At 62.6% G+C, this 21,669-nt stretch carries 20 protein-coding genes; 15 read left to right on the forward strand and 5 right to left on the reverse strand.

Features of this window, described 5'->3' with window-relative positions; translation table 11 throughout:
• From BFQ03_RS08275 to BFQ03_RS08330, 12 genes are all read left to right on the forward strand, one after another.
• A partial coding sequence (locus BFQ03_RS08275) for a methyl-accepting chemotaxis protein (RefSeq protein WP_139115660.1) occupies nucleotides 1-371 on the forward strand: 371 nt, incomplete at its 5' end.
• A gap of 212 nt (nucleotides 372-583) precedes the next feature.
• A complete protein-coding gene (gene aroQ, locus BFQ03_RS08280) occupies nucleotides 584-1,039 on the forward strand; it encodes a type II 3-dehydroquinate dehydratase (RefSeq protein ID WP_032859824.1) in 456 nt (151 codons plus the stop codon).
• A 24-nt stretch (nucleotides 1,040-1,063) separates the two neighbouring features.
• Nucleotides 1,064-1,528: an acetyl-CoA carboxylase biotin carboxyl carrier protein gene (accB, locus tag BFQ03_RS08285; protein ID WP_029297651.1), complete on the forward strand. Its 465-nt coding sequence runs from the start codon at nucleotides 1,064-1,066 to the stop codon at nucleotides 1,526-1,528.
• Nucleotides 1,529-1,545: 17 nt separating this feature from the next.
• Nucleotides 1,546-2,907 (forward strand): acetyl-CoA carboxylase biotin carboxylase subunit, encoded by a 1,362-nt coding sequence (gene accC, locus BFQ03_RS08290; protein ID WP_032859825.1) that lies wholly within the window; start codon nucleotides 1,546-1,548, stop codon nucleotides 2,905-2,907.
• 204 nt (nucleotides 2,908-3,111) lie between these two features.
• Nucleotides 3,112-3,990, forward strand: coding sequence for a 50S ribosomal protein L11 methyltransferase (prmA, locus tag BFQ03_RS08295; RefSeq protein WP_032859826.1), 879 nt, complete (start codon nucleotides 3,112-3,114; stop codon nucleotides 3,988-3,990).
• A 30-nt stretch (nucleotides 3,991-4,020) separates the two neighbouring features.
• The gene (locus BFQ03_RS08300) at nucleotides 4,021-5,256 is read left to right on the forward strand and encodes a DUF3426 domain-containing protein (protein ID WP_032859827.1); all 1,236 of its coding nucleotides are present in this window, start codon (nucleotides 4,021-4,023) and stop codon (nucleotides 5,254-5,256) included.
• Nucleotides 5,257-5,442: 186 nt separating this feature from the next.
• On the forward strand, nucleotides 5,443-6,456 hold the full coding sequence (gene dusB, locus BFQ03_RS08305; RefSeq protein ID WP_032859828.1) for a tRNA dihydrouridine synthase DusB: 1,014 nt from the start codon (nucleotides 5,443-5,445) through the stop codon (nucleotides 6,454-6,456).
• Nucleotides 6,453-6,773: a DNA-binding transcriptional regulator Fis gene (gene fis, locus BFQ03_RS08310; protein WP_003186237.1), complete on the forward strand. Its 321-nt coding sequence runs from the start codon at nucleotides 6,453-6,455 to the stop codon at nucleotides 6,771-6,773. Before dusB ends, fis begins: the two co-directional genes overlap by 4 nt.
• A gap of 81 nt (nucleotides 6,774-6,854) precedes the next feature.
• Entirely contained in the window at nucleotides 6,855-8,462 is a 1,608-nt protein-coding gene (gene purH, locus BFQ03_RS08315) for a bifunctional phosphoribosylaminoimidazolecarboxamide formyltransferase/IMP cyclohydrolase (RefSeq protein WP_065942852.1), read from the forward strand.
• A gap of 148 nt (nucleotides 8,463-8,610) precedes the next feature.
• Nucleotides 8,611-9,903 (forward strand): phosphoribosylamine--glycine ligase, encoded by a 1,293-nt coding sequence (gene purD / locus BFQ03_RS08320; RefSeq protein WP_032859831.1) that lies wholly within the window; start codon nucleotides 8,611-8,613, stop codon nucleotides 9,901-9,903.
• A gap of 102 nt (nucleotides 9,904-10,005) precedes the next feature.
• Nucleotides 10,006-12,783: a hybrid sensor histidine kinase/response regulator gene (locus BFQ03_RS08325; RefSeq protein ID WP_032859832.1), complete on the forward strand. Its 2,778-nt coding sequence runs from the start codon at nucleotides 10,006-10,008 to the stop codon at nucleotides 12,781-12,783.
• 170 nt (nucleotides 12,784-12,953) lie between these two features.
• Nucleotides 12,954-13,550: a MarC family protein gene (locus tag BFQ03_RS08330; RefSeq protein WP_003171467.1), complete on the forward strand. Its 597-nt coding sequence runs from the start codon at nucleotides 12,954-12,956 to the stop codon at nucleotides 13,548-13,550.
• Nucleotides 13,551-13,558: 8 nt separating this feature from the next.
• Here the strand turns inward: BFQ03_RS08330 and BFQ03_RS08335 are convergent, their stop codons facing one another.
• The 5 genes from BFQ03_RS08335 to cobG form a co-directional block, all read right to left on the reverse strand.
• The gene (locus tag BFQ03_RS08335) at nucleotides 13,559-14,341 is read right to left on the reverse strand and encodes a hypothetical protein (protein WP_032859834.1); all 783 of its coding nucleotides are present in this window, start codon (nucleotides 14,339-14,341) and stop codon (nucleotides 13,559-13,561) included.
• A 298-nt stretch (nucleotides 14,342-14,639) separates the two neighbouring features.
• Nucleotides 14,640-16,277 carry a precorrin-3B C(17)-methyltransferase gene (gene cobJ / locus BFQ03_RS08340; protein ID WP_065942853.1) on the reverse strand — a complete coding sequence of 546 codons (1,638 nt, stop codon included), beginning with the start codon at nucleotides 16,275-16,277 and terminating at the stop codon, nucleotides 14,640-14,642.
• A complete protein-coding gene (locus BFQ03_RS08345; RefSeq protein WP_032859836.1) occupies nucleotides 16,277-17,008 on the reverse strand; it encodes a precorrin-2 C(20)-methyltransferase in 732 nt (243 codons plus the stop codon). Before BFQ03_RS08345 ends, cobJ begins: the two co-directional genes overlap by 1 nt.
• The gene (locus BFQ03_RS08350) at nucleotides 17,008-17,634 is read right to left on the reverse strand and encodes a precorrin-8X methylmutase (RefSeq protein WP_065942854.1); all 627 of its coding nucleotides are present in this window, start codon (nucleotides 17,632-17,634) and stop codon (nucleotides 17,008-17,010) included. Before BFQ03_RS08350 ends, BFQ03_RS08345 begins: the two co-directional genes overlap by 1 nt.
• Nucleotides 17,627-18,931, reverse strand: coding sequence for a precorrin-3B synthase (gene cobG / locus BFQ03_RS08355; RefSeq protein ID WP_083204821.1), 1,305 nt, complete (start codon nucleotides 18,929-18,931; stop codon nucleotides 17,627-17,629). The genes BFQ03_RS08350 and cobG overlap by 8 nt, the downstream gene beginning before the upstream one ends.
• Nucleotides 18,932-19,042: 111 nt before the next feature.
• On the opposite strand from cobG, the gene BFQ03_RS08360 reads away from it, so the two are divergent.
• The 3 genes from BFQ03_RS08360 to BFQ03_RS08370 all read left to right on the forward strand — a co-directional run bounded on the left by BFQ03_RS08360 (nucleotide 19,043) and on the right by BFQ03_RS08370 (nucleotide 21,624).
• Nucleotides 19,043-20,248 (forward strand): bifunctional cobalt-precorrin-7 (C(5))-methyltransferase/cobalt-precorrin-6B (C(15))-methyltransferase, encoded by a 1,206-nt coding sequence (locus BFQ03_RS08360; protein ID WP_032859840.1) that lies wholly within the window; start codon nucleotides 19,043-19,045, stop codon nucleotides 20,246-20,248.
• Nucleotides 20,245-20,955, forward strand: a complete 711-nt coding sequence (locus BFQ03_RS08365) for a cobalt-precorrin-6A reductase (protein WP_065942856.1) — start codon at nucleotides 20,245-20,247, stop codon at nucleotides 20,953-20,955. Before BFQ03_RS08360 ends, BFQ03_RS08365 begins: the two co-directional genes overlap by 4 nt.
• A 273-nt stretch (nucleotides 20,956-21,228) precedes the next feature.
• Nucleotides 21,229-21,624 carry a DUF2946 domain-containing protein gene (locus tag BFQ03_RS08370; protein ID WP_032859843.1) on the forward strand — a complete coding sequence of 132 codons (396 nt, stop codon included), beginning with the start codon at nucleotides 21,229-21,231 and terminating at the stop codon, nucleotides 21,622-21,624.
• Nucleotides 21,625-21,669 lie beyond the last annotated feature (45 nt).

Here is a 21,669-nt window from a genome sequence, read left to right on the forward strand (position 1 = left end):
GCACCGCGGGCGCCACCGCCCAAATCCAGACCCTGATCGCCGGCCTGCAAACCGCCGCCCGGCAATCGGTGGAAGGCATGCGCGCCCAGGTCGAACACGCCGAAGCCACCGCCCAGCAAGCCCAGGCCGCCGACGGCGCGCTGGATGAAATCGTCGGCGCAATCCAGACCATTTCCGACACAGCCATCCGCATTGCCGATGTAACGGCCCAGCAGAGCGGCGCGGTCAGTGAAATCCGTGATAACAGTGAGCGTATTCATCAACTGGGTGAGGACAACCTGCTGCGCATTGGCCAGGGTCGCAGCCAGGGCGAGCATTTGTTGGTGCTCGGCGGGCAACTTAATACGGCCGTGCAGGCCTTCCGCGTCTGACGCCATCTCCCAAATCAGACGGGAATCAAAAATGTGGGAGCGGGCTTGCTCGGGACCGTATTACCAATGACCGGATCGCGCGCCCCGGTCACATACTTTGCGCAATCCTCGCTAATCGTGCTGGCTATTGCAGAGAACTGGACAGTCACAAAGGCTTTGCGGCATAGTCGCCGGGTTCTGACGTACCCACATCCAATAACAAGGAACAGCCGATGGCGACCTTACTGGTTCTGCACGGACCCAACCTGAACCTGCTCGGCACCCGCGAGCCGGGTGTATACGGTGCAGTCACCCTCGAACAGATCAACCTCGATCTGGAACGACGGGCCCGTGAAGCCGGCCACCATCTGCTCTACCTGCAAAGCAATGCCGAGTATGAATTGATTGATCGCATTCACGCCGCGCGCAGCGAAGGCGTGGACTTTATCCTGATCAATCCCGCCGCTTTTACGCACACAAGTGTTGCATTACGTGACGCGCTGCTGGCGGTGAGCATCCCATTCATCGAAGTGCATTTATCGAACGTGCATAAACGCGAAGCTTTCCGCCATCACTCTTACTTCTCCGACGTAGCGGTAGGAGTGATCTGCGGCCTTGGCGCCAGCGGTTACCGACTGGCCCTGGAGGCCGCCCTGGAACACGTTGAAGAACAGGCTAAACGCCCCTGACCGACCCTTGGGAGTTGATGATTCATGGATATCCGTAAAGTTAAGAAATTGATCGAACTGCTGGAAGAATCCGGTATCGACGAGCTGGAAATCAAGGAAGGCGAAGAATCCGTACGGATCAGCCGTCACAGCAAGACCCCGGCCCAACAGTTCTACGCGCCACAGATGCAAGCACCGGCTCCAGCCGCTGCTGCTCCGGCTGCCGCACCTGCTGCTGCCGCAGCTCCCGCCGCACCGGCCGCACCAGTGCTCAACGGTTTCGTGGTCAAGTCGCCAATGGTCGGTACTTTCTACCGCACCCCGGCACCGACCTCGCCAGCCTTCGTTGAAGTGGGCAAGACCGTGAAAGTGGGCGACACCATCTGCATCGTGGAAGCGATGAAAATGATGAACCACATCACGGCCGAAAAAGCCGGCGTCATCGAATCCATCCTGGTAGAAAACGGTCAGCCGGTTGAGTACGACCAGCCGCTGTTCACCATCGTTTGAACCGCGGAGCGCCTTCGATGTTGAAACCTGCGAAGAAACTGCAAAAAGTCCTGATCGCCAACCGCGGCGAGATCGCGCTGCGGATCCTGCGCGCCTGTAAGGAAGAGGGCATCAAGACCGTCGCTGTTTACTCGACGGCCGATACCGAATTGATGCACGTGAAACTCGCGGACGAGAGCATCTGCATCGGCCCGCCCCTGGCCACGAACTCGTACCTGAAGGTCTCGAACATCATCGCCGCGGCTGAAGTGACCGGCGCTGATGGCATCCACCCTGGCTACGGCTTCCTCGCGGAAAACGCCGACTTCGCCGAACAGGTGGAAAAATCCGGCTTCGCCTTCATCGGCCCGAAAGCCGAGACCATTCGCCTGATGGGCGACAAGGTGTCGGCCAAGGACGCCATGATCGCAGCCGGCGTGCCAACCGTTCCAGGTTCCGACGGCCCGCTGCCTGAGGACGAGGAAACCGCCCTGCGCATTGGTCGCGAAGTCGGTTACCCGGTGATCATCAAGGCCGCTGGCGGCGGTGGTGGTCGCGGCATGCGCGTGGTGCACAAGGAAGAAGACCTGATCGAAGCGGCCAAGCAGACTCGCTCCGAAGCGGGCGCCTGGTTCGGCAACCCGATGGTCTACCTGGAAAAATACCTGACCAACCCACGTCACGTGGAAGTCCAGGTACTGTCCGACGGCCAGGGCCACGCCATCCACCTGGGCGACCGCGATTGCTCGCTGCAACGCCGCCACCAGAAGGTCCTGGAAGAAGCTCCGGCACCGGGCCTGGATGAAAAAGCACGTCAGGAAGTCCTGGCACGCTGCGTCAAGGCTTGCATCGATATCAACTACCGTGGCGCCGGGACTTTCGAATTCCTCTACGAGAACGGCCGCTTCTACTTCATCGAGATGAACACTCGTGTGCAGGTAGAGCACCCGGTTTCGGAGATGGTCACCGGTATCGACATCGTCAAGGAGATGCTCAGCATCGCCGCTGGCAACGTGTTGTCCTTCACCCAGGATGACGTGAAGATCCACGGCCACTCCCTGGAGTGCCGGATCAACGCCGAAGACCCGAAGACCTTTATGCCGAGTCCAGGCCTGGTCAAGCATTTCCATGCACCAGGCGGCAACGGCGTTCGCGTCGATTCGCACCTGTACAGCGGCTACAAGGTTCCATCGAACTACGACTCGCTGATCGGCAAGCTGATCACCTGGGGCTCCACCCGCGACGAGGCCATGGCCCGTATGCGCAATGCCCTGGACGAAATCGTGGTCGACGGCATCAAGACCAACATCCCACTGCACCGGGATCTGGTTCGTGATGAAGGCTTCTGCGAAGGTGGTGTGAACATTCACTACCTGGAACACAAGCTGGCCAACCAGTAAGTTTGTGCTCTACCCACAAAACCGCCTTCGGGCGGTTTTGTCATTCATGGCCCCCGGATTTTGCTGGATGGATACATTCCCCTGTGGGAGCGGGCTTGCTCGCTCCCACATTTGTTCTGTGTACACCCCTCCCGCCGCTCGCGTAAACTTGCGCCCTTTCGCGACCCACCCGTCGCACATTCAATTTTTTCAAAGGTGCCCGCCATGCCTTGGCTGCAAGTCCGTCTCGCCATCAGCCCAGAACAAGCCGAAACCTATGAAGACGCGTTCCTCGAAGTGGGCGCCGTGTCGGTGACCTTCATGGACGCCGAAGACCAGCCGATTTTCGAGCCTGAGCTCAACACCACCCCCCTGTGGTCCCACACCCATTTGCTGGCGCTGTTCGAAGACGGCACCGACGCCACCAGTGTCTTTGCCCATATGGAACTGCTGACCGGCGGCCCGCTGCCCGAGCACCACAGTGAAGTGATCGAAGACCAGGACTGGGAACGCAGCTGGATGGACAACTTCCAACCCATGCGTTTCGGCCAGCGCCTGTGGATCGTGCCAAGCTGGCATGCCGCCCCGGAGCCTGAGGCCGTCAACCTGCTGCTGGACCCGGGCCTGGCGTTCGGCACCGGCACCCACCCGACCACCGCCCTGTGCCTGGAATGGCTCGACGGCCAGGACTTGCAGGACTGCAACGTGCTGGACTTCGGTTGCGGCTCGGGCATCCTGGCCATCGCTGCGCTGCTACTAGGCGCCAAGGAAGCCGTCGGCACAGACATCGACGTGCAGGCCCTGGAAGCCTCCCGCGATAACGCCGGGCGCAATAACATTGCTGAAAGCAAATTCCCACTGTACCTGCCAGAGCAATTGCCCCAGGTGCAGGCCGACGTGTTGGTCGCCAATATCCTTGCCGGGCCGCTGGTATCGCTGGCCCCGCAACTGTCGAGCCTGGTCAAGCCTGGCGGGCGCCTGGCGCTGTCGGGGATCCTCGCCGAACAGGGCGAAGAAGTGGCCGCCGCCTATGCCCAGGACTTTGACCTGGACCCCATCGCCAACCGTGATGGCTGGGTACGCATCAGCGGTCGTCGGCGCTAGAATGAGCGTCTGCATGAATCGGATGGCCGCATGACCGACAGTTTCGTCACCCAGTGCCCGCATTGCCAAACCCGTTTCCGCGTCAGCCATGCTCAATTGAGCGTGGCCCGTGGCGTGGTTCGCTGCGGCTCTTGCCTGCAAGTGTTCAACGCCGCTCGCCAGTTGCTGGAGCAGCGTACCCATGCGCCTGAAGCGCCAACGGCAGAAACCGCACCGCGCGCCATCAGCCAGAAGCAATGGTCCGCTGAAGAACTGGACCTGGATCACCTGGACCTCGACGAAGAGCTGGCCAAGCTGGAACGCCGGGAGATTCAACACACCCAGCCCCAAGGCAGCGACCGGCGCCTGACAGGTGCAGACCGTCGGCAAAAAGACCAGCCAATGAGCGCCAGCCGCGACACGGCCAAGGCGCAAGAGGAACAGTGGGCGGCCAGCCTGTTCAGCGATCCGCCTGACGAACGGGCTGCGACAATTGCCCACGCCGACGAAACCGCCGAACCGGTCCCGACACCCGCGGGCAAACCGCAGCGTACCGAACCCTCGATGTCCTTCGACATCCACGAGGTGGACGACGAGCCCGTACTGCATGCCCGCCATGTCGACGACGATCTCGACCCACCCGAACCAAGCATCGGCAACGCGTCGGACGAACCGCTGCCCGAGCCGGCCCCCGACGCACAACCACGTCGCAAGCGCACCCGCGCCACGGGCAATGCCCACGACGAAATGCTGCAGGACCTGGAAGACGACCCGCTGCACCTCTATGCCGGCAAGCGCCCCACCGGCTGGGGCCGCCGCCTGCTCTGGCTGACCCTGGTGCTGCTGGCCGCCGCCGCCCTCGCCGGCCAATACATTGCCTACCAGTTCGATGACCTGGCCCGCCAGGACAGATACCGGCCCTGGTTCCAGGAACTGTGCCCGAAACTGGGCTGCACGGTGCCATCACGGGTCGATATCGCCCACATCAAGAGCAGCAACCTGGTGGTGCGCAGCCACCCCGAGTTCGCCGGCGCGCTGGTCGTAGATGCCATCATCTATAACCGCGCCACGTTCTCCCAGCCATTCCCCCTGCTGGAGCTGCGCTTCGCCGACCTCAATGGCCGGATGATCGCCAGCCGGCGCTTCAAGCCTGCCGAGTACCTCAGCGGCGAGCTGGCCGGGCAGACCGAGATGCCGTCCCAGACCCCGATCCATATCGCCCTGGACATCCTCGACCCAGGCAACAAGGCTGTGAACTACAGTCTCAGTTTCCACTCCCCCGAGTGATCCGATCTGCACGCCAAGGTTTGGATGGCCGGTTATTGACTTGACCGTCCATCACCAAACCGGTGGCGATAAAGAAATAACTGCTCAGATTTTATCCAATTCAGCCTTTAACCAGTCATCGAGAGCGGGTATCATGCCAACCCTTTTTCGAACTCTAATGATCCGGCCCCACAACAGGGAAGTCCTATGTCGGCGGTACGCATCGGCCCATATACATTGCCAAACGCTTTGATTCTCGCCCCGATGGCGGGGGTCACCGACCAGCCCTTTCGTCAGCTGTGCAAACGTTTGGGCGCAGGCCTTGTGGTTTCGGAAATGGTCACCAGCGACATGAGCTTGTGGAACACCCGCAAATCGCGGATGCGCATGATCCACGAAGGTGATCCCGAGCCCCGCTCGGTACAGATCGCCGGCGGTGATGCGCAGATGCTCGCGGAGGCGGCCCGGGCCAACGTGGAGCTGGGTGCACAGATTATTGATATCAACATGGGCTGCCCGGCCAAGAAGGTCTGCAACAAGGCCGCCGGTTCCGCCCTGTTGAAAGATGAGCAGTTGGTGGCCGAGATCCTGCACGCCGTAGTGAGTGCAGTGGATGTGCCGGTCACCCTGAAGATCCGTACCGGCTGGGACCGGGACAACAAGAACGGCCTGACGGTGGCGAAGATCGCCGAACAGGCAGGCATTACAGCACTGGCGGTGCATGGCCGCACCCGCGCTGACCTTTATACCGGCGAGGCTGAATACGACACCATTGCTGCAATCAAGCAAGCAGTGTCGATTCCGGTCTTTGCCAACGGCGACATCGACTCGGCCGAGAAAGCCCGGCGCGTACTGCACGCGACCGGTGCCGATGGCCTGTTGATCGGCCGGGCCGCCCAGGGGCGGCCATGGATTTTTCGTGAGATCGAGCATTTTCTGCGTACCGGCCAAATCATGCCGGCACCGGAGCTGTTCGAGGTGGAACGTATTCTGCTAGAGCATCTGGCCGCCCTGCACACCTTCTATGGAGACGTGATGGGCGTGCGCATTGCTCGCAAGCATGTGGGTTGGTATCTCGCAACCCTGCCCGGCGCCAAGGAGTTTCGTGCCGGGTTCAATCGTTTGGATGAAACGCAAGCACAGGTCACCGCCGTTCGTGAGTTCTTTGCCGAACGAGACAAGAGCCTGAGAGCAGGGGACGGAGAAGGGGTGGCCGCATGACGATGATGACCGAGACTTTAGTGAGTGGAACAACACCCGTGAGCGACAACGTCAATTTGAAACAGCACCTCAACACGCCGAGCGAAGAAGGCCAGACCCTTCGCGGGAGCGTGGAGAAAGCGCTGCACAATTATTTCGCCCACCTTGAGGGCGCGGCCGTCACGGATGTGTACAACCTGGTGCTCTCCGAAGTCGAGGCGCCCTTGCTCGAAAGCGTGATGAACTACGTCAAGGGCAACCAGACCAAAGCCAGTGAGCTGCTGGGCCTCAACCGTGGGACCCTGCGCAAGAAGCTCAAACAGTACGATTTGCTGTAAGCATTCAATCAAACCAGAAAGGCGCCCGCGTAAAACCGGTCGCCTTTTTTGCTGACTCCTTTGCTTTTGATGGAAATTGAGATGACCGACCAGACTACCCGCCTGCCGATCCGCCGCGCCTTGATCAGTGTTTCCGACAAGACCGGGATCCTCGAATTTGCCCGGGAGCTGGAAGCCCTGGGTGTGGAAATCCTCTCCACGGGCGGGACCTTCAAACTGCTGCAGGACAACGGCGTGGCCGCAGTAGAAGTCGCGGACTACACCGGTTTCGCAGAAATGATGGACGGTCGGGTCAAGACCCTGCACCCGAAAATCCACGGCGGCATCCTCGGCCGTCGCGGTATCGACGACGCCATCATGAACGAACACGGCATCAAGCCGATCGACCTGGTGGCCGTTAACCTGTACCCGTTCGAAGCCACCATCAACAAGCCAGGCTGCGACCTGCCGACCGCCATCGAAAACATCGATATCGGCGGCCCGACCATGGTGCGCTCGGCAGCCAAGAACCACAAAGACGTGGCCATCGTGGTCAATGCCAGCGACTACGCCCAAGTATTGGAAAGCCTGAAAGCTGGCGGCCTGACCTACGCCCAGCGTTTCGACCTGATGCTCAAGGCCTTCGAACACACGGCCGCCTATGACGGCATGATCGCCAACTACATGGGCACCGTGAACCAGGCGGCTGAAACCCTGAGCACAGAAGGCCGCAGCCAGTTCCCGCGCACCTTCAACAGCCAGTTCATCAAGGCCCAGGAAATGCGCTACGGCGAGAACCCGCACCAGAGCGCGGCGTTCTACGTGGAAGCCAAGCCTGCCGAAGTGGGGATCGCCACCGCGACCCAGCTGCAAGGCAAGGAGCTGTCCTACAACAACGTGGCCGATACCGACGCCGCGCTGGAGTGCGTGAAGAGCTTCGTCAAGCCAGCCTGCGTGATCGTCAAGCACGCTAACCCCTGCGGCGTGGCCGTGAGCCCGGACGCCGAAGGCGGGATCCGCCAGGCCTACGAACTGGCCTACGCCACCGATACCGAATCGGCATTCGGCGGCATCATCGCGTTCAACCGCGAACTGGACGCCGAGACGGCCAAGGCCATCGTCGAGCGTCAGTTCGTTGAAGTGATCATCGCGCCAAGCGTCAGCAGCGAGGCCCGCGCCATCGTGGCGGCCAAGGCCAATGTGCGTCTGTTGGCCTGCGGCGAGTGGTCGGCTGACCGTGCCGCTGCCTGGGACTACAAGCGCGTCAATGGCGGCTTGCTGGTACAGAGCCGCGACATTGGCATGATCGGCAGCCAAGACCTTACAGTTGTGACCAAGCGCGCGCCGACCGAGCAAGAGATCAACGACCTGATCTTTGCCTGGAAAGTGGCCAAGTACGTTAAATCCAACGCCATCGTCTACGCCAAGAACCGCCAGACCATCGGCGTCGGCGCCGGCCAGATGAGCCGTGTGAACTCGGCGCGTATCGCCGCGATCAAGGCTGAACACGCAGGCTTGCAGGTGGTGGGCTCGGTGATGGCTTCCGACGCGTTCTTCCCATTCCGTGATGGCCTGGATAACGCCGCAAAAGCGGGGGTTACTGCCGTGATCCAACCGGGTGGCTCGATGCGTGATGCCGAGGTTATCGCCGCGGCTGATGAAGCCGGCATCGCCATGGTCTTTACTGGCATGCGCCACTTCCGTCACTAAACACCACTGCTTTCCTACTGTAGGAGCGAGCTTGCTCGCGAAAAGCCCGAGAGCGCCACGGGGAGTCAGATGCCCCCGTTATCGTTGACGATCTTCGCGAGCAAGCTCGCTCCTACAGAAAGCACAGCGTTTCACAGAGGTTTTTGAAATGAATGTTTTGATCATTGGCAGCGGTGGCCGTGAACACGCCCTGGCCTGGAAAGTTGCCCAGGACCCACGCGTGCAGAAAGTATTCGTGGCCCCCGGCAACGCCGGCACCGCCATTGAAGCCAAGTGCGAAAACGTCGCCATCGACGTATTGGCCCTTGAGCAACTGGCCGACTTTGCCGAAAAGAACGTCTCCCTGACCATCGTCGGCCCGGAAGTACCACTGGTTGCCGGCGTCGTAGACCTGTTCCGCAGCCGCGGCCTGGACTGCTTCGGCCCAACTGCTGGCGCGGCCCAGCTGGAAGGCTCGAAAGCCTTTACCAAGGACTTCCTGGCTCGCCACAAGATCCCGACCGCCGATTACCAGAACTTCACCGAGATCGAGCCGGCCCTGGCTTACCTGCGTGAAAAAGGCGCGCCAATCGTGATCAAGGCCGATGGCCTGGCCGCCGGTAAAGGCGTGATCGTCGCGATGACCCTGCAGGAAGCCGAAGACGCCGTGCGCGACATGCTCGCCGGCAACGCTTTCGGTGACGCCGGCTCGCGGGTGGTGATCGAAGAGTTCCTCGACGGCGAAGAAGCCAGCTTCATCGTGATGGTCGACGGCAAGAACGTCTTGCCGATGGCCACCAGCCAGGACCACAAGCGCGTCGGCGACGGCGACACCGGCCCGAACACCGGTGGCATGGGTGCCTACTCCCCTGCCCCGGTGGTCACCGCCCAAGTGCACCAGCGCGTGATGGACCTGGTGATCTGGCCGACCGTGCGTGGCATGGCCGATGAAGGCAATGTCTACACCGGCTTCCTGTACGCGGGCCTGATGATCGACAAGGCCGGCAACCCGAAAGTCATCGAGTTCAACTGCCGTTTCGGCGACCCGGAAACCCAACCGGTGATGCTGCGCCTGCAGTCGAGCCTGGTACTGCTGGTGGAAGCCGCACTGGCCCAGGCCCTGGACAAGGTTGAAGCACAGTGGGATCCACGTCCGAGCGTCGGCATTGTGCTGGCAGCCGGTGGTTACCCTGCCGACTACGCCAAGGGTGATGTGATCCAGGGCCTGGATGCAGCCGCTACACTCGAAGGCAAGGTATTCCACGCCGGTACCGCGCTCAAGGATGGCCAGGTCGTCACTGCCGGTGGCCGCGTACTGTGCGCCACCGCCATGGGCGCCAGTGTCGATGCCGCCCAGCAGCAAGCCTACAAGCTCGCCGCGAAGATCGACTGGCAGGGCTGCTTCTACCGCAAGGACATCGGCTACCGTGCCATTGCCCGTGAGCGGGGCGAAGATCAGTAAGCAGCTATCCGTTCGGCCAGGCAGGGGCCTTTGGCCCTTGCCGTCCTGTTACGGTCCCGCGCATAGTTAACCCCGTGCATTAACCTACGAAGGGATTTCGCCGTGCGCTGGCTCAGGATCGCCATAGTTTTTACTGTCAGCCTGCTGACCCTGCTCTGTCTGTTGCCGGCCCAGGCCTTCGCGCAAGGCAGCGGTTGGGCCGTATTGCTTGATGAACAGGCCGACCTGCAATTGAGCGACATTCGCTCACCCCGCTACACCAACCAATTCAGCCCTATCGAACTGGACCGGATCACCGCCGCCGAGCCCAATGGTGCGCTGTGGGTACGCTTCAAGCTGCAACCCGGCAAGCACGAGCAAGTGCTGCGGGTCTTTGCGCCAGACCTGGCGCACCTCAATCTGTACGTGCTGGACGGCGACACGCTGATCGAGCAAGTGAATACCGGCACCCGCCAACCCCAGGCTGAACGCCCGCTGCCCAGCAGTGATTTCATGTTGCCCATGCCCCAGAGCCAGAAGCCCCTGGAGGTGTATGTGCGCCTGGTTTCGGAGCACGAACTGCGGCCGTACCTGACCCTGGAACCCGCCGTGATGGCCGCCGCCAACCAGACCCAGACCCTGGTCTATGGCCTGTTGTTCGGCTGCCTGCTGATGCTGATCCTGCATAACCTCGCCCGCTACGCCTACCATCGTTCGCGCAGCAGCCTGTGGCTGGCGGCCTGCGAAGTGCTGCTGCTGCTCAGCCTGTTGCTGCTGCTCAACCTGTTGGGCCCGTGGTTGCCGAACTGGCACGCTATGCAAACCCCCGGCTCCTATATGGCGCTGCTGCTGACGGCGCCATGCGGCTTGATGTTCGCCTACCGTTTCTTCGCACCACTGGGCCCGCATCCGCTGAACAAGCTGCTGATGGCGGATATCCTGCTGATCGTCCTATGCGGCCTGTTGTTGCTGTTCGTCAACACCCTGCCGCTGAACATCATCACCTACGCCCTGGTGGCGCTGGCCGGCCTGAGCATGCTGTTTGTCTCCGCCTACCACTGGCAAAAAGGCTACCGGCCGGCACGCCTGTTCCTGCTGGCCATGCTGGTGTTCAACACCGGTACGCTGATTATCCTGCCGGCCTTGCTGGGCCTGACCCTGGTGGCCCCGCAAGGCTTGATCATCACCTTGCTGGCGGTGATCTGCGTCAGCGGCCTGTTGATGAGCCAGGCCCTGGGCGAACGCCAACGCAGCATCGTCGAGGATCGTTTCAGCCTGAGCCGCGACCTGGCGGCCAGCAACGCCGAGATCGCCGCCAAGGCCGAGTTCCTGGCCAAGATCAGTCACGAGATCCGCACGCCCATGAACGGTGTGCTGGGCATGACCGAGTTGCTGCTGGGCACGCCTTTGTCGGTCAAGCAGCGCGACTACGTGCAGACCATCCACAGCGCCGGCAATGAGCTGCTGACCCTGATCAACGAGATTCTCGACATTTCCAAGCTCGAATCCGGGCAAATCGAACTCGATGATGTGCAGTTCGACCTCAATGCCCTGATCGAAGACTGCCTGAGTATTTTCCGCGCCAAGGCCGAGCAGCAGAACGTCGAGCTGATCAGCTTTATCCAGCCCCAGGTGCCACGGGTCATCAGCGGCGACCCGACACGCCTGCGCCAGGCCCTGTTGAGCCTGCTGGAAAATGCCCTGCACAAGACCGACGAAGGCGAAGTGCTGATCGTGGTCGCCCTGGATGAACGCAGCAGCAAACCGCGCCTGCGCATTGCCGTGCAAGACAGCGGCCTGCCGATGGAGGCCGCCGAACGTGATGCCCTGTTGCACAGCGAACTGCACAGCAAGAACTTCCTCTCGGCCACCCGCCTGAGCGGCCACCTGGGCCTGGTGATCGCGCGCCAACTGATCCTGTTGATGAATGGCGAGTTCGGCATCAAGGCTGGTAGCCAGCAAGGCAGCACCCTGTGGCTGACCTTGCCGCTGGACCCCGAGCGCCTGGAACACCCGACCTCCGACCTCGACGGCCCGCTGCAAGACGCACGGGTACTGGTCGTCGACGATAACGACACTTGCCGCAAAGTACTGGTGCAGCAATGTTCCGCCTGGGGCCTGAATGTCAGCGCGGTGCCGTCGGGCAAGGAAGCCCTGGCCCTGCTGCGCACCAAGGCACACCTGCGCGATTACTTCGACGTGGTGCTGCTGGACCAGAACATGCCCGGCATGACCGGCATGCAACTGGCGGCGAAGATCAAGGAAGACCCGAGCCTGAACCACGACATCCTGCTGATCATGCTCACCGGTATCAGCAACGCGCCGAGCAAGATCATCGCGCGCAACTGCGGGATCAAGCGCATCCTGGCCAAACCGGTCGCGGGTTACACCCTCAAGACCACCCTGGCCGACGAGTTGACCCAGCGCAGCAAAGGCGTGGTGCAACCGCGCCACACAGTGCCGAACGCGCCGGTGGCCGTCACCGTGCCCAGCGACTTCCGCATCCTGGTGGCTGAAGACAACAGCATCTCCACCAAAGTGATTCGCGGCATGCTCGGCAAGCTCAACCTGCAACCCGATACCGCCAGCAATGGCGAGGAAGCCTTGCTGGCGATGAAGGCCCAGCGCTACGACCTGGTGTTGATGGACTGCGAAATGCCGATCCTCGATGGCTTCTCCGCGACCCAGCAGCTGCGGGTCTGGGAAGTCAGCAACCAGCGCACACGCACGCCGGTGGTGGCGCTGACCGCGCACATTCTCTCGGAACACAAAGAACGCGCACGCCAGGCCGGGATGGATGGGCATATGGCCAAGCCGGTGGAGCTGTCGCAACTGCGCGAACTGGTGGAGTACTGGGTGACACAGCGCGAGCAGCCGGCGGAGCAGGTGCATACTTCCTGACCCGAACGACAATCCCTTGCTCACCACAACGCCCTGTGGGAGCTGGCTTGCCTGCGATAGCATCACCTCAGTGGCAACTGGAAAACCGAGGCGCCTGCATCGCGGGCAAGCCCGCTCCCACATAGCCTGATAAACTCCCCCTCGCCCCTCCTTCGCTGTGAGCTCCTACCATGCTCCACGTGTTGTTCAGCGTTTATTTGAAGATGCTGGTGCTGTATAGCCCCTTCTTCGTCCTGTCCTGCTTTATCAGCCTGACCCGTGGCTATTCCAGCAAGGAACGGCGGCGCCTGGCCTGGAAGGTTGCCCTGGCAACGCTGGTGTCGAGCGTGTTGCTCTACTTGTTTGGCCGGGTGATTTTCAGTGTGTTTGGCATCACCGTGGATGCTTTTCGCATCGGCGCCGGCAGTGTGCTGTTTATCTCCGCCCTGGGCATGGCCCAGGGCAAATCGGCCGTGCAGACTGACAATGTGCAGCAGGACGTGACCATCGTCCCGCTGACTATCCCCCTGACCGTCGGCCCCGGCACCATCGGCGCACTGCTGGTGATGGGGGTCAGCCAGCCCCATTGGGATGACAAGCTCACCGCCATTCTCAGTATCGCCCTGGCCAGCCTGACCGTGGGCGTGGTGCTGTACCTGTCCAACCGGATCGAACGCATCCTCGGCGACCAAGGGCTGCAGATTGTCAGCCGCCTGATGGGGTTGTTCGTGTGTGCACTGGCTGCACAGATCATCTTTACCGGCGTGCGCGGTTACCTGGTGCCCTGAGGCCCCATTCAAATCTGGTATTGGGCGATAGCGTGCAAGACCTTGTCGCCTGCGCTCTCGCGCAACTGCTTGATGGTTGCGTCGTTGACCACTGCCGGATTGAGCATCAGGCACGTCTGGCCACTGTAGGCTTCGATCGTGGAACTGTCCCATTCGAAAAACGGCACACCCACTTTCGTGCTGACACCGTGGGCGCTGTAGGTCACCAGCACCATCAACACTTCACCGTCGACCTCCGAACAGGAGGCCAGCCCAAAGTCGCCGCCCTCATGGTTGACGATGTTGCGCTTGAACAGATCAAACGGTGCCGACAGCTGTTTCAAAGCCTCGAAAGCATCCGCCGCCAACCTGGGTAACGCCATGGCCAAGGAGCCTGAAAGGAACGTCGAGGCCACCGTGGACGAGATGATGTTCATTACGGCCATCTGCACGCTCAGCCCCTTCACGGAGGTGGTGACCCGTTCGAAACTGCTGCGTATCGGCAACCAGCCAAGGCGGCTCATGACCTTGATAAATTCGTCATACCAGGCCTGTGTGCCGCGCCCCACTTTCAGGACTTCACTCACATAGCTGCTGGCCAACAGATAACTCTTGCGGGTGTATTCCTTGTTGAGGCGGCTCATGCCCGCGACAAACGAAAACACACTGTTGTTGATCACCGCACCATTCAAGTCACCATCCGCCTGGAACGGCGATGACGGGTCCGCTGGCCGCCGGGTCAACGGCAGTCGGTATGCCGCAATCAGCTTGTTCTTTTTTGCCACATTGATTCGCTTATGTTTGCGCTCCATAACTGTTTCTCCACAAAAAACCCACACGGGCTTACAACAAACACTAGTCGCCCGATTGAACTTTTTCAGGAGGTACGAGAAGGCCTTTAAAGCGTAGGAAAAGTCGACATTGGCTGCCCCGCCCCGCAAACAGTGGGGATGAACTGGCGACTGATAACGGCAGGCTTACTTTCTGCAACTAATAGAGAGGAACCGTTAATTGCATTGAGATTCAGCGGGGCTGAACAAAGAAATTTCTGTCGTCGGCAATGGGCTTTCTCTGACAGCACGGCGGCCCCATTGCGGGGCCGCCGTCGTTTCAGGAGGCCGGCTTCTCGCCATACCAGCGTGGCGTGTACACCCACTCTCCACCGCCCACCCGAGGGAACGCGCAGGTGGTGGACGAACCGATCAGCACCATGGTGCGCATGTCTACCTGGTCCGGGGTCAGTTGCCCCAGGGTGGTGGTGCGCAGCGTCTGCCCCGGGCGACCGATATCACGCCCCAGCACTACAGGTGTTGCGGCGATACGATGCTGGGCCACGATCTCCAGGGCACGCCCCAGTTGCCATGGCCGCGAACGGGAGATGGGGTTGTAGAACGCCAGGGCCAGGTCGGCCTGGCACGCCAGGTCCAGGCGCTTCTCGATGATGGACCAGGGCTTGAGGTTGTCCGACAGCGACATCACGCAGAAGTCATGCCCCAACGGTGCACCCGCCTGGGCCGCCGTGGCGAGGGACGCCGAGACCCCCGGCAGGATCTCCAGTTCGACCCGCTGCCAGGCCGGGTCGCTGGACTCGTGCAACGCTTCCAGCACCGCCGCCGCCATGGCAAATACACCCGGGTCGCCGGAAGACACCACCACCACCGAACGGCCCAGGGCCGCCAGCTCGAAGGCGTGCCGCGCCCGTTGCATCTCTTCGCGGTTGTCGGTGCAATGCTGCACCTGGTCGGCACGAAACGGCCCGGCCATGCGCACATAGGTTTCGTAGCCCAGCACATCGGTGCAACGCGCCAGTTCGGCCTTGACCGCCGGCACCATCAGTTCGGCAGCGCCAGGGCCCAGGCCGATCACCGCGAGGCGGCCACGGGGACGACCCAGTTGCGCCAGATCCACCGGCGCAGCGGTCGAGTGGATGACAATCTCCGGCCCAGCGGCCAACGCCGTAAACCGTAACGGCACACCCAGTTCCAGCGCTGCCTCATGCAGTTCACCGCAAGCCATGTCGGCATCATCACCCAGCAGGCACGCCAGCGATTGCACGGCGATACCATCCTGCTGCAACGCCTGGCGAACCCGTGCAGCCAGCCCGGCACCTGGACGGCAGGCCACCCAGGTGTTTTTCGGATAGATCAGCAACTCGTTGTCCGCCGGCACACGCTCGGCACTGCCGATATGAATGCTCAGGTGCGCCTGCTGGTCCTGCGCCAGGTTGGCCTGGTCCAGCCACGGCGCGGCGCCTTCGATACGCACATGTTCGCCGGCCAGCAAGTCCGAGACAAAACGTTTGCCCAGTTCCAGGTCGGCCAGTTGATAGCCCTGGGGCGGGTTGAGCAGGCAGGTGCCGAACCGCAGCTCGCCACTGGTGGTAATCGCAGCCGCCACACCCAGGGCCGCCGCGATTTCCCGCGCCATGATATTCACCCCGCCCAGGCCACCCAGCAACGGCACCACTGCGCTGCCATCTTCGGCGACAGCCAGCACGGCCGGCTCCTCGCCTTTTTCCAGCAACTGCGCCGCCAGGGTGCGGATCACAATCCCGGCCGCGCACAGGGCAATGATCGGCGTGCCCTGCTGATACAGCTGGCGCACGGTCGTGCCAAATTCGCTGTAGGCCTGGTCGGCGCCCTCCACCCGGCCGGCCAGGCCATGGATCAAGGCGCCGGGATACAGCTGCTGGATGCTGCGGGCCGTGGCCAGGCTGCCCTGGCCGAGGATTACGATCGCCGGCGTCATCAACCCTGCCACCTTTCGCCCGGCACGATGATCAGCGAGAAATACGGTGAGGACATGGGCTCGACCTGATCCAGCGCAACGATTTTCTGGTTGGCCATGGTCGCACGCTCCACATACAGCGCGCGCCCGGCCAGCCCCAGTTCCTCAAGGACCTGGCGCACCTTGGTAAAGTTGCGCCCCAGCTTCATGATCACCGCCGCATCGGCATCCGCCAGGCGCCGCTTGAGTTCGTCATGGGGCAGCACCCCGGACAATACCGACAGGCTCTGGTTGCGATACACCAACGGCGCACCCAGCACCGAGGCGCCGCCGAGCATCGAGCACACGCCCGGAATGACCTGGGCCTCGTAGCGCTCGGCCAGGCGGTCATGCAGGTACATGTAGGAGCCATAGAAGAACGGATCGCCTTCGCAGATCACCGCCACATCGCGCCCGGCATCCAGGTGCGCGGCCACGTCGACACTGGCGGCGTCGTAGAAATCGCTGATCACCTGTTCATAAGACAGTGGCGCCGGCAAGGCTTCGGTGGTCACCGGGTACACCAGCGGCATCAGCGTCTGCTCGGGCACCAGGTGCTCTTCGATAATGCCAAAGGCGTTGCCTTTCTTGCCCTTGGCCACGAAATACGCCACCACCGGCGACTCGCGCAGCAGGCGCAAGGCCTTGAGGGTAATCAGCTCCGGGTCACCGGGGCCGACACCCAGGCCGATCAAACGTCCACGCGCCTGCATTATTCGACCTCCGTGGCCAGTGCGTTGACCGCCGCAGCGGCCATCGCACTGCCGCCCAGGCGGCCTTGCATGATCACAAACGGCACGCCACGGCTGTCGGCGGCGAGCATCGCCTTGGACTCGGCGGCGCCCACAAAGCCGACCGGGAAACCGAGGATCAGCGCCGGCTTCGGGGCACCGGCGTCGAGCATTTCCAGCAGATAGAACAAGGCCGTCGGCGCATTGCCGATCACCACCACGCTGCCTGCCAGGTGCGGGCGCCACAGCTCCAGGGCCGCAGCGGAACGGGTGTTGCCCAATTCCCGCGCCAACTCCGGCACGCTGTCGTCGCGCAAGGTGCAGATCACCGGGTTGTTGGCCGGCAGACGTGCACGGGTCACGCCTTCGCAGACCATCCGCGCATCACACAGGATTGGCGCACCTGCCGCCAGGGCCTCACGCCCGGCCTTGCCCGCGCCTTCGGAAAACTGCAGACCGTCGATGGCCTCGACCATGCCGCAGGCGTGAATCACCCGCACGGCGAGTTTTTCCAGGTCGGCCGGAATGCGATCCAACTTGGCCTCTGCGCGAATGATCGCAAAGGAGTTGCGATAGATCTCCTGACCGTCGCGGATGTAATCAATCATCGGTGTTGCTCCGTGGACGGGCACGCAACACGGCGCCCGCCGCTTCAATAGAAAGGTTGTGCACGTGCAGCCGGCCGAAACCCGGCTGGGCTGCATCGCGAAAATAGAGGTCGTAGTGCCCGACGCCCACCGCCAGCAAGGTGACCGGGGCAATGTGCGCGGCCGCACAGGTGCGCGGGCAGCCGGACAGGTGCACGTCGAGGCCCTGGCCGTGATCCTGCAACAGTGTGGCCAGGTGCAGGGCATCGGCCTTGGTGTCGGCCTGGGCCTTGGCACAGCCGCTGGAGCCGGTGCAGGCAATCAGCCGCGCCAGCGCCTGCTCGGCAGAACAGAGGAAGCCCAACTGCGCCAGGCCGTCGGTGACGCGCGGGGCAGCGTCCGGCGCCAAGTTGGGCAGCAGCAGGCCTTGCCATGGGGTGAAGCGCAATGTGCCGTCGCCATGAGCGAGGGCCAGTTGTGCGGCGCCGCGCAGCATGGCCGAGTCCAGTCGCCCCAATGGCGCGACGGCGGCGACGTAGACCTGCTGAGCTTGGCGCTGTGGATAAGTGCCCAGGCGCAACAGGGTCGGGTTGGCGCGGCAACGATAGCCGTCGGCGGGAAGTAACGGCAGGTTCAAGCGTGCGAGGAAGTTATCCACAGACGTTTGCGCCAGCAGGTCGCGCATACGGTTCTGGTCGGGCCGGGCCAGGTCGAGAAACAGTTCCAGCACCGCAACGACCAGCGCATAGCCTTGGTCCAGGGTTACGGCGGCCAGCGGCCGATCACGACCGGGACAGCCGGCCAGGCCGAACGCCAACAAAGTCTGGCCTTGTGCTTGATAGGCTGACAACCACAGGTCGTGGTGATGATCGAGCATCGCCAGCGCCTCACCGCCGTCCAGTTGCACGGCGAACTTGGCCGACAACTCATGAAAGCGCGGATGGCTTTGCAGAGTAGCGAGGACCTGCTCTGCCAGGGGCCGGGTGTCCAGCAGCATGTCGCGGTCAATGCCGGCACCGGGGCTGAGCATCACATTGCGCACGTCATCACCGCCCGCGGTGGTCGGCCCAAGACCGGCATCCAGCAGGTGCGTGACCAGGCCATCGTGTTCCTGGCCGATGCCGCGAATCTGCAGGTTGGCGCGGTTGGTCGCCTCGATCACCCCGCCCGCCCAGGTGTGGGCCGCATACGCCACAGCCATCGCCTGTTCGGCGCGGATGACGCCGCCCGCCAACTTGATCCGGCAGATCCCGCCATCCAAGGCCTGGACAATACGCAGCAACCCCGGACAACCCGAGGGACGTTTGCTGCTGGACAGTGGAAGTGGCTTCACGGGGGCTACCGGTTTACGGGCAAAGGCGCGGTATTATGCCTGCTTTGTCCGACGGCATGAAAAGCCTGCCCGTCGGATGTCGTTCAAGGAATCAATATGTCGCCCTGGCTGACAGTAGTAGGCATCGGTGAAGACGGCTTCAAGGGGCTGGGCAGGAATGCCCGGCATGCGCTGCTGCGCGCCTCGCGGATTGTTGGCGGCCAGCGCCAGCTGGATTTGCTGCCGGTGTGCATTCGCGGTGAGCGCGAGCTATGGCCCAGCCCGTTTTCCCTGGAGCCGATCCTGGCGCGACGGGGTGAGGCGGTGTGCGTACTGGCCAGCGGCGATCCGATGTTCTACGGCGTCGGCGCCAGCCTGGCGCGGCTGGTGGCGACGGATGAGCTGTTGATCCTGCCGGCGCCCTCTTCGGTGTCACTGGCGGCGGCACGCTTGGGCTGGCCATTGCAGGAGGTGGTGACCTTATCGGTGGTCGCCCGTCCGTTGGCGGCACTCAATGCCCATCTGTCCAGCGGCGTGCGCTTGCTGGTGTTGAGCAATGACGGCCAGAGCCCGGCGGCGATAGCCGCGCTGTTACGCGCCAGCGGGTTCGGCGCGAGCCGCTTGAGTGTGTTTGAACACCTGGGCGGTGCGGCAGAGCGGCGGATCGATGGCCACGCTGACACCTGGCAAGACGCGCCAATTGCGCCGTTGAACCTGGTGGCTATCGACTGCCTCGCCACTATCGACACCCCACGCCTGTCGCGCCTGGCGGGCCTGCCAGACTCGGCGTTCAAACATGACGGGCAACTGACCAAGCGCGATGTGCGCGCCATGACCCTGGCGCGCCTTGCGCCAACCCCCGGCGAACTGCTGTGGGACGTCGGCGCCGGCAGCGGTTCCATCGGTATCGAATGGATGCGCGCCCACCCCAGCTGCCGCGCCCTGGCGATTGAGGCCGATGCCGGCCGCCAGCAGTTGATCGAACACAACCGCGACGCCCTCGGCGTGCCCGGCCTGCAACTGATTCGCGGCAGCGCCCCCCAGGCCCTGGCAGGGTTGGAGGTACCCGATGCGGTCTTCATCGGCGGCGGCGTGACCCGCGATGGCGTGCTCGATACCTGCTGGCAGCACCTGCGGCCCGGTGGCCGGCTGGTAGCCAATGCCGTGACCCTGCAAAGCGAAATGACCTTGATGAGTTGGCGCGCGCAACATGGTGGCGAACTGACCCGCATTCATGTGGCCCAGGCCCAGCCCCTGGGCGAGTTCGACACTTGGCGCCAGGCGTTGCCCATCACCTTGCTGGAAGTGATCAAGCCGCTATGAAGCGCATCCTGCTGCTGGGCGGCGTGACGGAAGCCCTGGCCATCGCCCGCACCCTGGGGCCACAGCACATCTACAGCCTGGCCGGGATCGCCCGGGTGCCCACCGACCTGGCATGCCAGGTACGCGTCGGCGGCTACGGCGGGGTCGAGGGGTTGGCGCAGTTTGTCCGCACCGAAAACATCAGCCTGATCCTCGACGCCACCCACCCCTACGCCGCACACATCAGTGCCAACGCCGCCCAGGCCGCACGCTTGTGTGCTATCCCCTGCTGGGCCCTGCGCCGCCCCGCATGGCAACCACAACCCGGTGATGACTGGCGCGAAGTCAGTGACTGGGCCGAGCTGATCGAAACCCTGAAACCCTTCAAGCGCCCGTTGTTCACCCTTGGCCGCGAACCGCTGCAACACCTCGACGAAATCCCCGCCGAACAGTTCTGGACCTTGCGCGCACTGGACGTCTACCCCGGCAACGCACGCTGCGAAGTGATCGGCGCCCGTGGGCCGTTTTTGCTCGCGGATGAACGAGCGTTGTTTGAACGTCGACAGATTGACGTGTTGATCAGCAAGAACAGCGGCAGCAGCGCCACCGAACCCAAGCTGGAAGTGGCCCGCGAGCGCGGCGTGCCGGTGGTGGTTTTGCAGCGGCCGGTGTTGGCGCAGGTGGATCGGGAGTTTTTGACCGTCGACTCGGTACTGCAGGCCTTATAGAACAACGCAGCTCAAATGTGGGAGCGGGCTTGCCCGCGATTGCGGTATGTCAGTAACCGATGTACTGACTGATACACCGCTATCGTGGGCAAGCCCACTCCCACATTTAGGGCTGCGGCGTTTTGGAGATTGGTATTCTCTCGTTCCCGTCTATCATCAAAGCCATAGCCCACACGCAGCACTGCGACACCAAACCACACCGGCGCTTTTTACTTATGCCCCCCGATCAGGCTAAATACCCACCTGATCGTTTAACCCTACGGATTGTCCGCCATGGCCCGTCAACGCTTTGCATTTGCCTGGATCGCCTGCCTTGCAGTGCTGTTCAACGCGTTTGCCATGCCGATGGCCGGGGCGATGCAGCAGGGGCAGAGCCCGGCCGAGCAATTGCTGTGGGGCAGTTTCTGTTCGTCCAACGGCAGCAAGCTGGTGGCGATCTCCCTGGGCAAGCTGGATCTACCTGCGCCGCAGCAGGACGAGCATTCCACCATGCAGCATTGCTGGTGCTGCTCGGGCTCGGCGCCGTTGGTGGCGCTGCCGGGGCATGTGCCGCAGTTGTATCTGACACGGATCGACCCGGCGCCTGGCCTGCCATCGCCCGTCTTGCAGCACCCTACCCCGCGCCAGCAATGGCCGAGCCTCAACCCCCGCGCCTCTCCAACCGTCTGATCACTTCGCAATTGAACTGCGTTTGAATCGTTCTGGAGAACTGCC

It is taken from the genome of Pseudomonas sp. 25 R 14, assembly GCF_900004755.1.
GTDB classification, from domain to species: Bacteria; Pseudomonadota; Gammaproteobacteria; order Pseudomonadales; family Pseudomonadaceae; genus Aquipseudomonas; species Aquipseudomonas brenneri.

Excerpts from the sequence above, each read along its gene's own strand:
- aroQ (WP_032859824.1), top strand. The coding sequence starts at position 584 with ATGGCGACCTTACTGGTTCTGCACGGACCCAACCTGAACCTGCTCGGC.
- accB (WP_029297651.1), top strand. The coding sequence starts at position 1,064 with ATGGATATCCGTAAAGTTAAGAAATTGATCGAACTGCTGGAAGAATCC.
- accC (WP_032859825.1), top strand. The coding sequence starts at position 1,546 with ATGTTGAAACCTGCGAAGAAACTGCAAAAAGTCCTGATCGCCAACCGC.
- prmA (WP_032859826.1), top strand. The coding sequence starts at position 3,112 with ATGCCTTGGCTGCAAGTCCGTCTCGCCATCAGCCCAGAACAAGCCGAA.
- BFQ03_RS08300 (WP_032859827.1), top strand. The coding sequence starts at position 4,021 with ATGACCGACAGTTTCGTCACCCAGTGCCCGCATTGCCAAACCCGTTTC.
- dusB (WP_032859828.1), top strand. The coding sequence starts at position 5,443 with ATGTCGGCGGTACGCATCGGCCCATATACATTGCCAAACGCTTTGATT.
- fis (WP_003186237.1), top strand. The coding sequence starts at position 6,453 with ATGACGATGATGACCGAGACTTTAGTGAGTGGAACAACACCCGTGAGC.
- purH (WP_065942852.1), top strand. The coding sequence starts at position 6,855 with ATGACCGACCAGACTACCCGCCTGCCGATCCGCCGCGCCTTGATCAGT.
- purD (WP_032859831.1), top strand. The coding sequence starts at position 8,611 with ATGAATGTTTTGATCATTGGCAGCGGTGGCCGTGAACACGCCCTGGCC.
- BFQ03_RS08330 (WP_003171467.1), top strand. The coding sequence starts at position 12,954 with ATGCTCCACGTGTTGTTCAGCGTTTATTTGAAGATGCTGGTGCTGTAT.
- BFQ03_RS08335 (WP_032859834.1), bottom strand. The coding sequence starts at position 14,341 with ATGGAGCGCAAACATAAGCGAATCAATGTGGCAAAAAAGAACAAGCTG.
- cobJ (WP_065942853.1), bottom strand. The coding sequence starts at position 16,277 with ATGACGCCGGCGATCGTAATCCTCGGCCAGGGCAGCCTGGCCACGGCC.
- BFQ03_RS08345 (WP_032859836.1), bottom strand. The coding sequence starts at position 17,008 with ATGCAGGCGCGTGGACGTTTGATCGGCCTGGGTGTCGGCCCCGGTGAC.
- BFQ03_RS08350 (WP_065942854.1), bottom strand. The coding sequence starts at position 17,634 with ATGATTGATTACATCCGCGACGGTCAGGAGATCTATCGCAACTCCTTT.
- BFQ03_RS08360 (WP_032859840.1), top strand. The coding sequence starts at position 19,043 with ATGTCGCCCTGGCTGACAGTAGTAGGCATCGGTGAAGACGGCTTCAAG.
- BFQ03_RS08365 (WP_065942856.1), top strand. The coding sequence starts at position 20,245 with ATGAAGCGCATCCTGCTGCTGGGCGGCGTGACGGAAGCCCTGGCCATC.
- BFQ03_RS08370 (WP_032859843.1), top strand. The coding sequence starts at position 21,229 with ATGGCCCGTCAACGCTTTGCATTTGCCTGGATCGCCTGCCTTGCAGTG.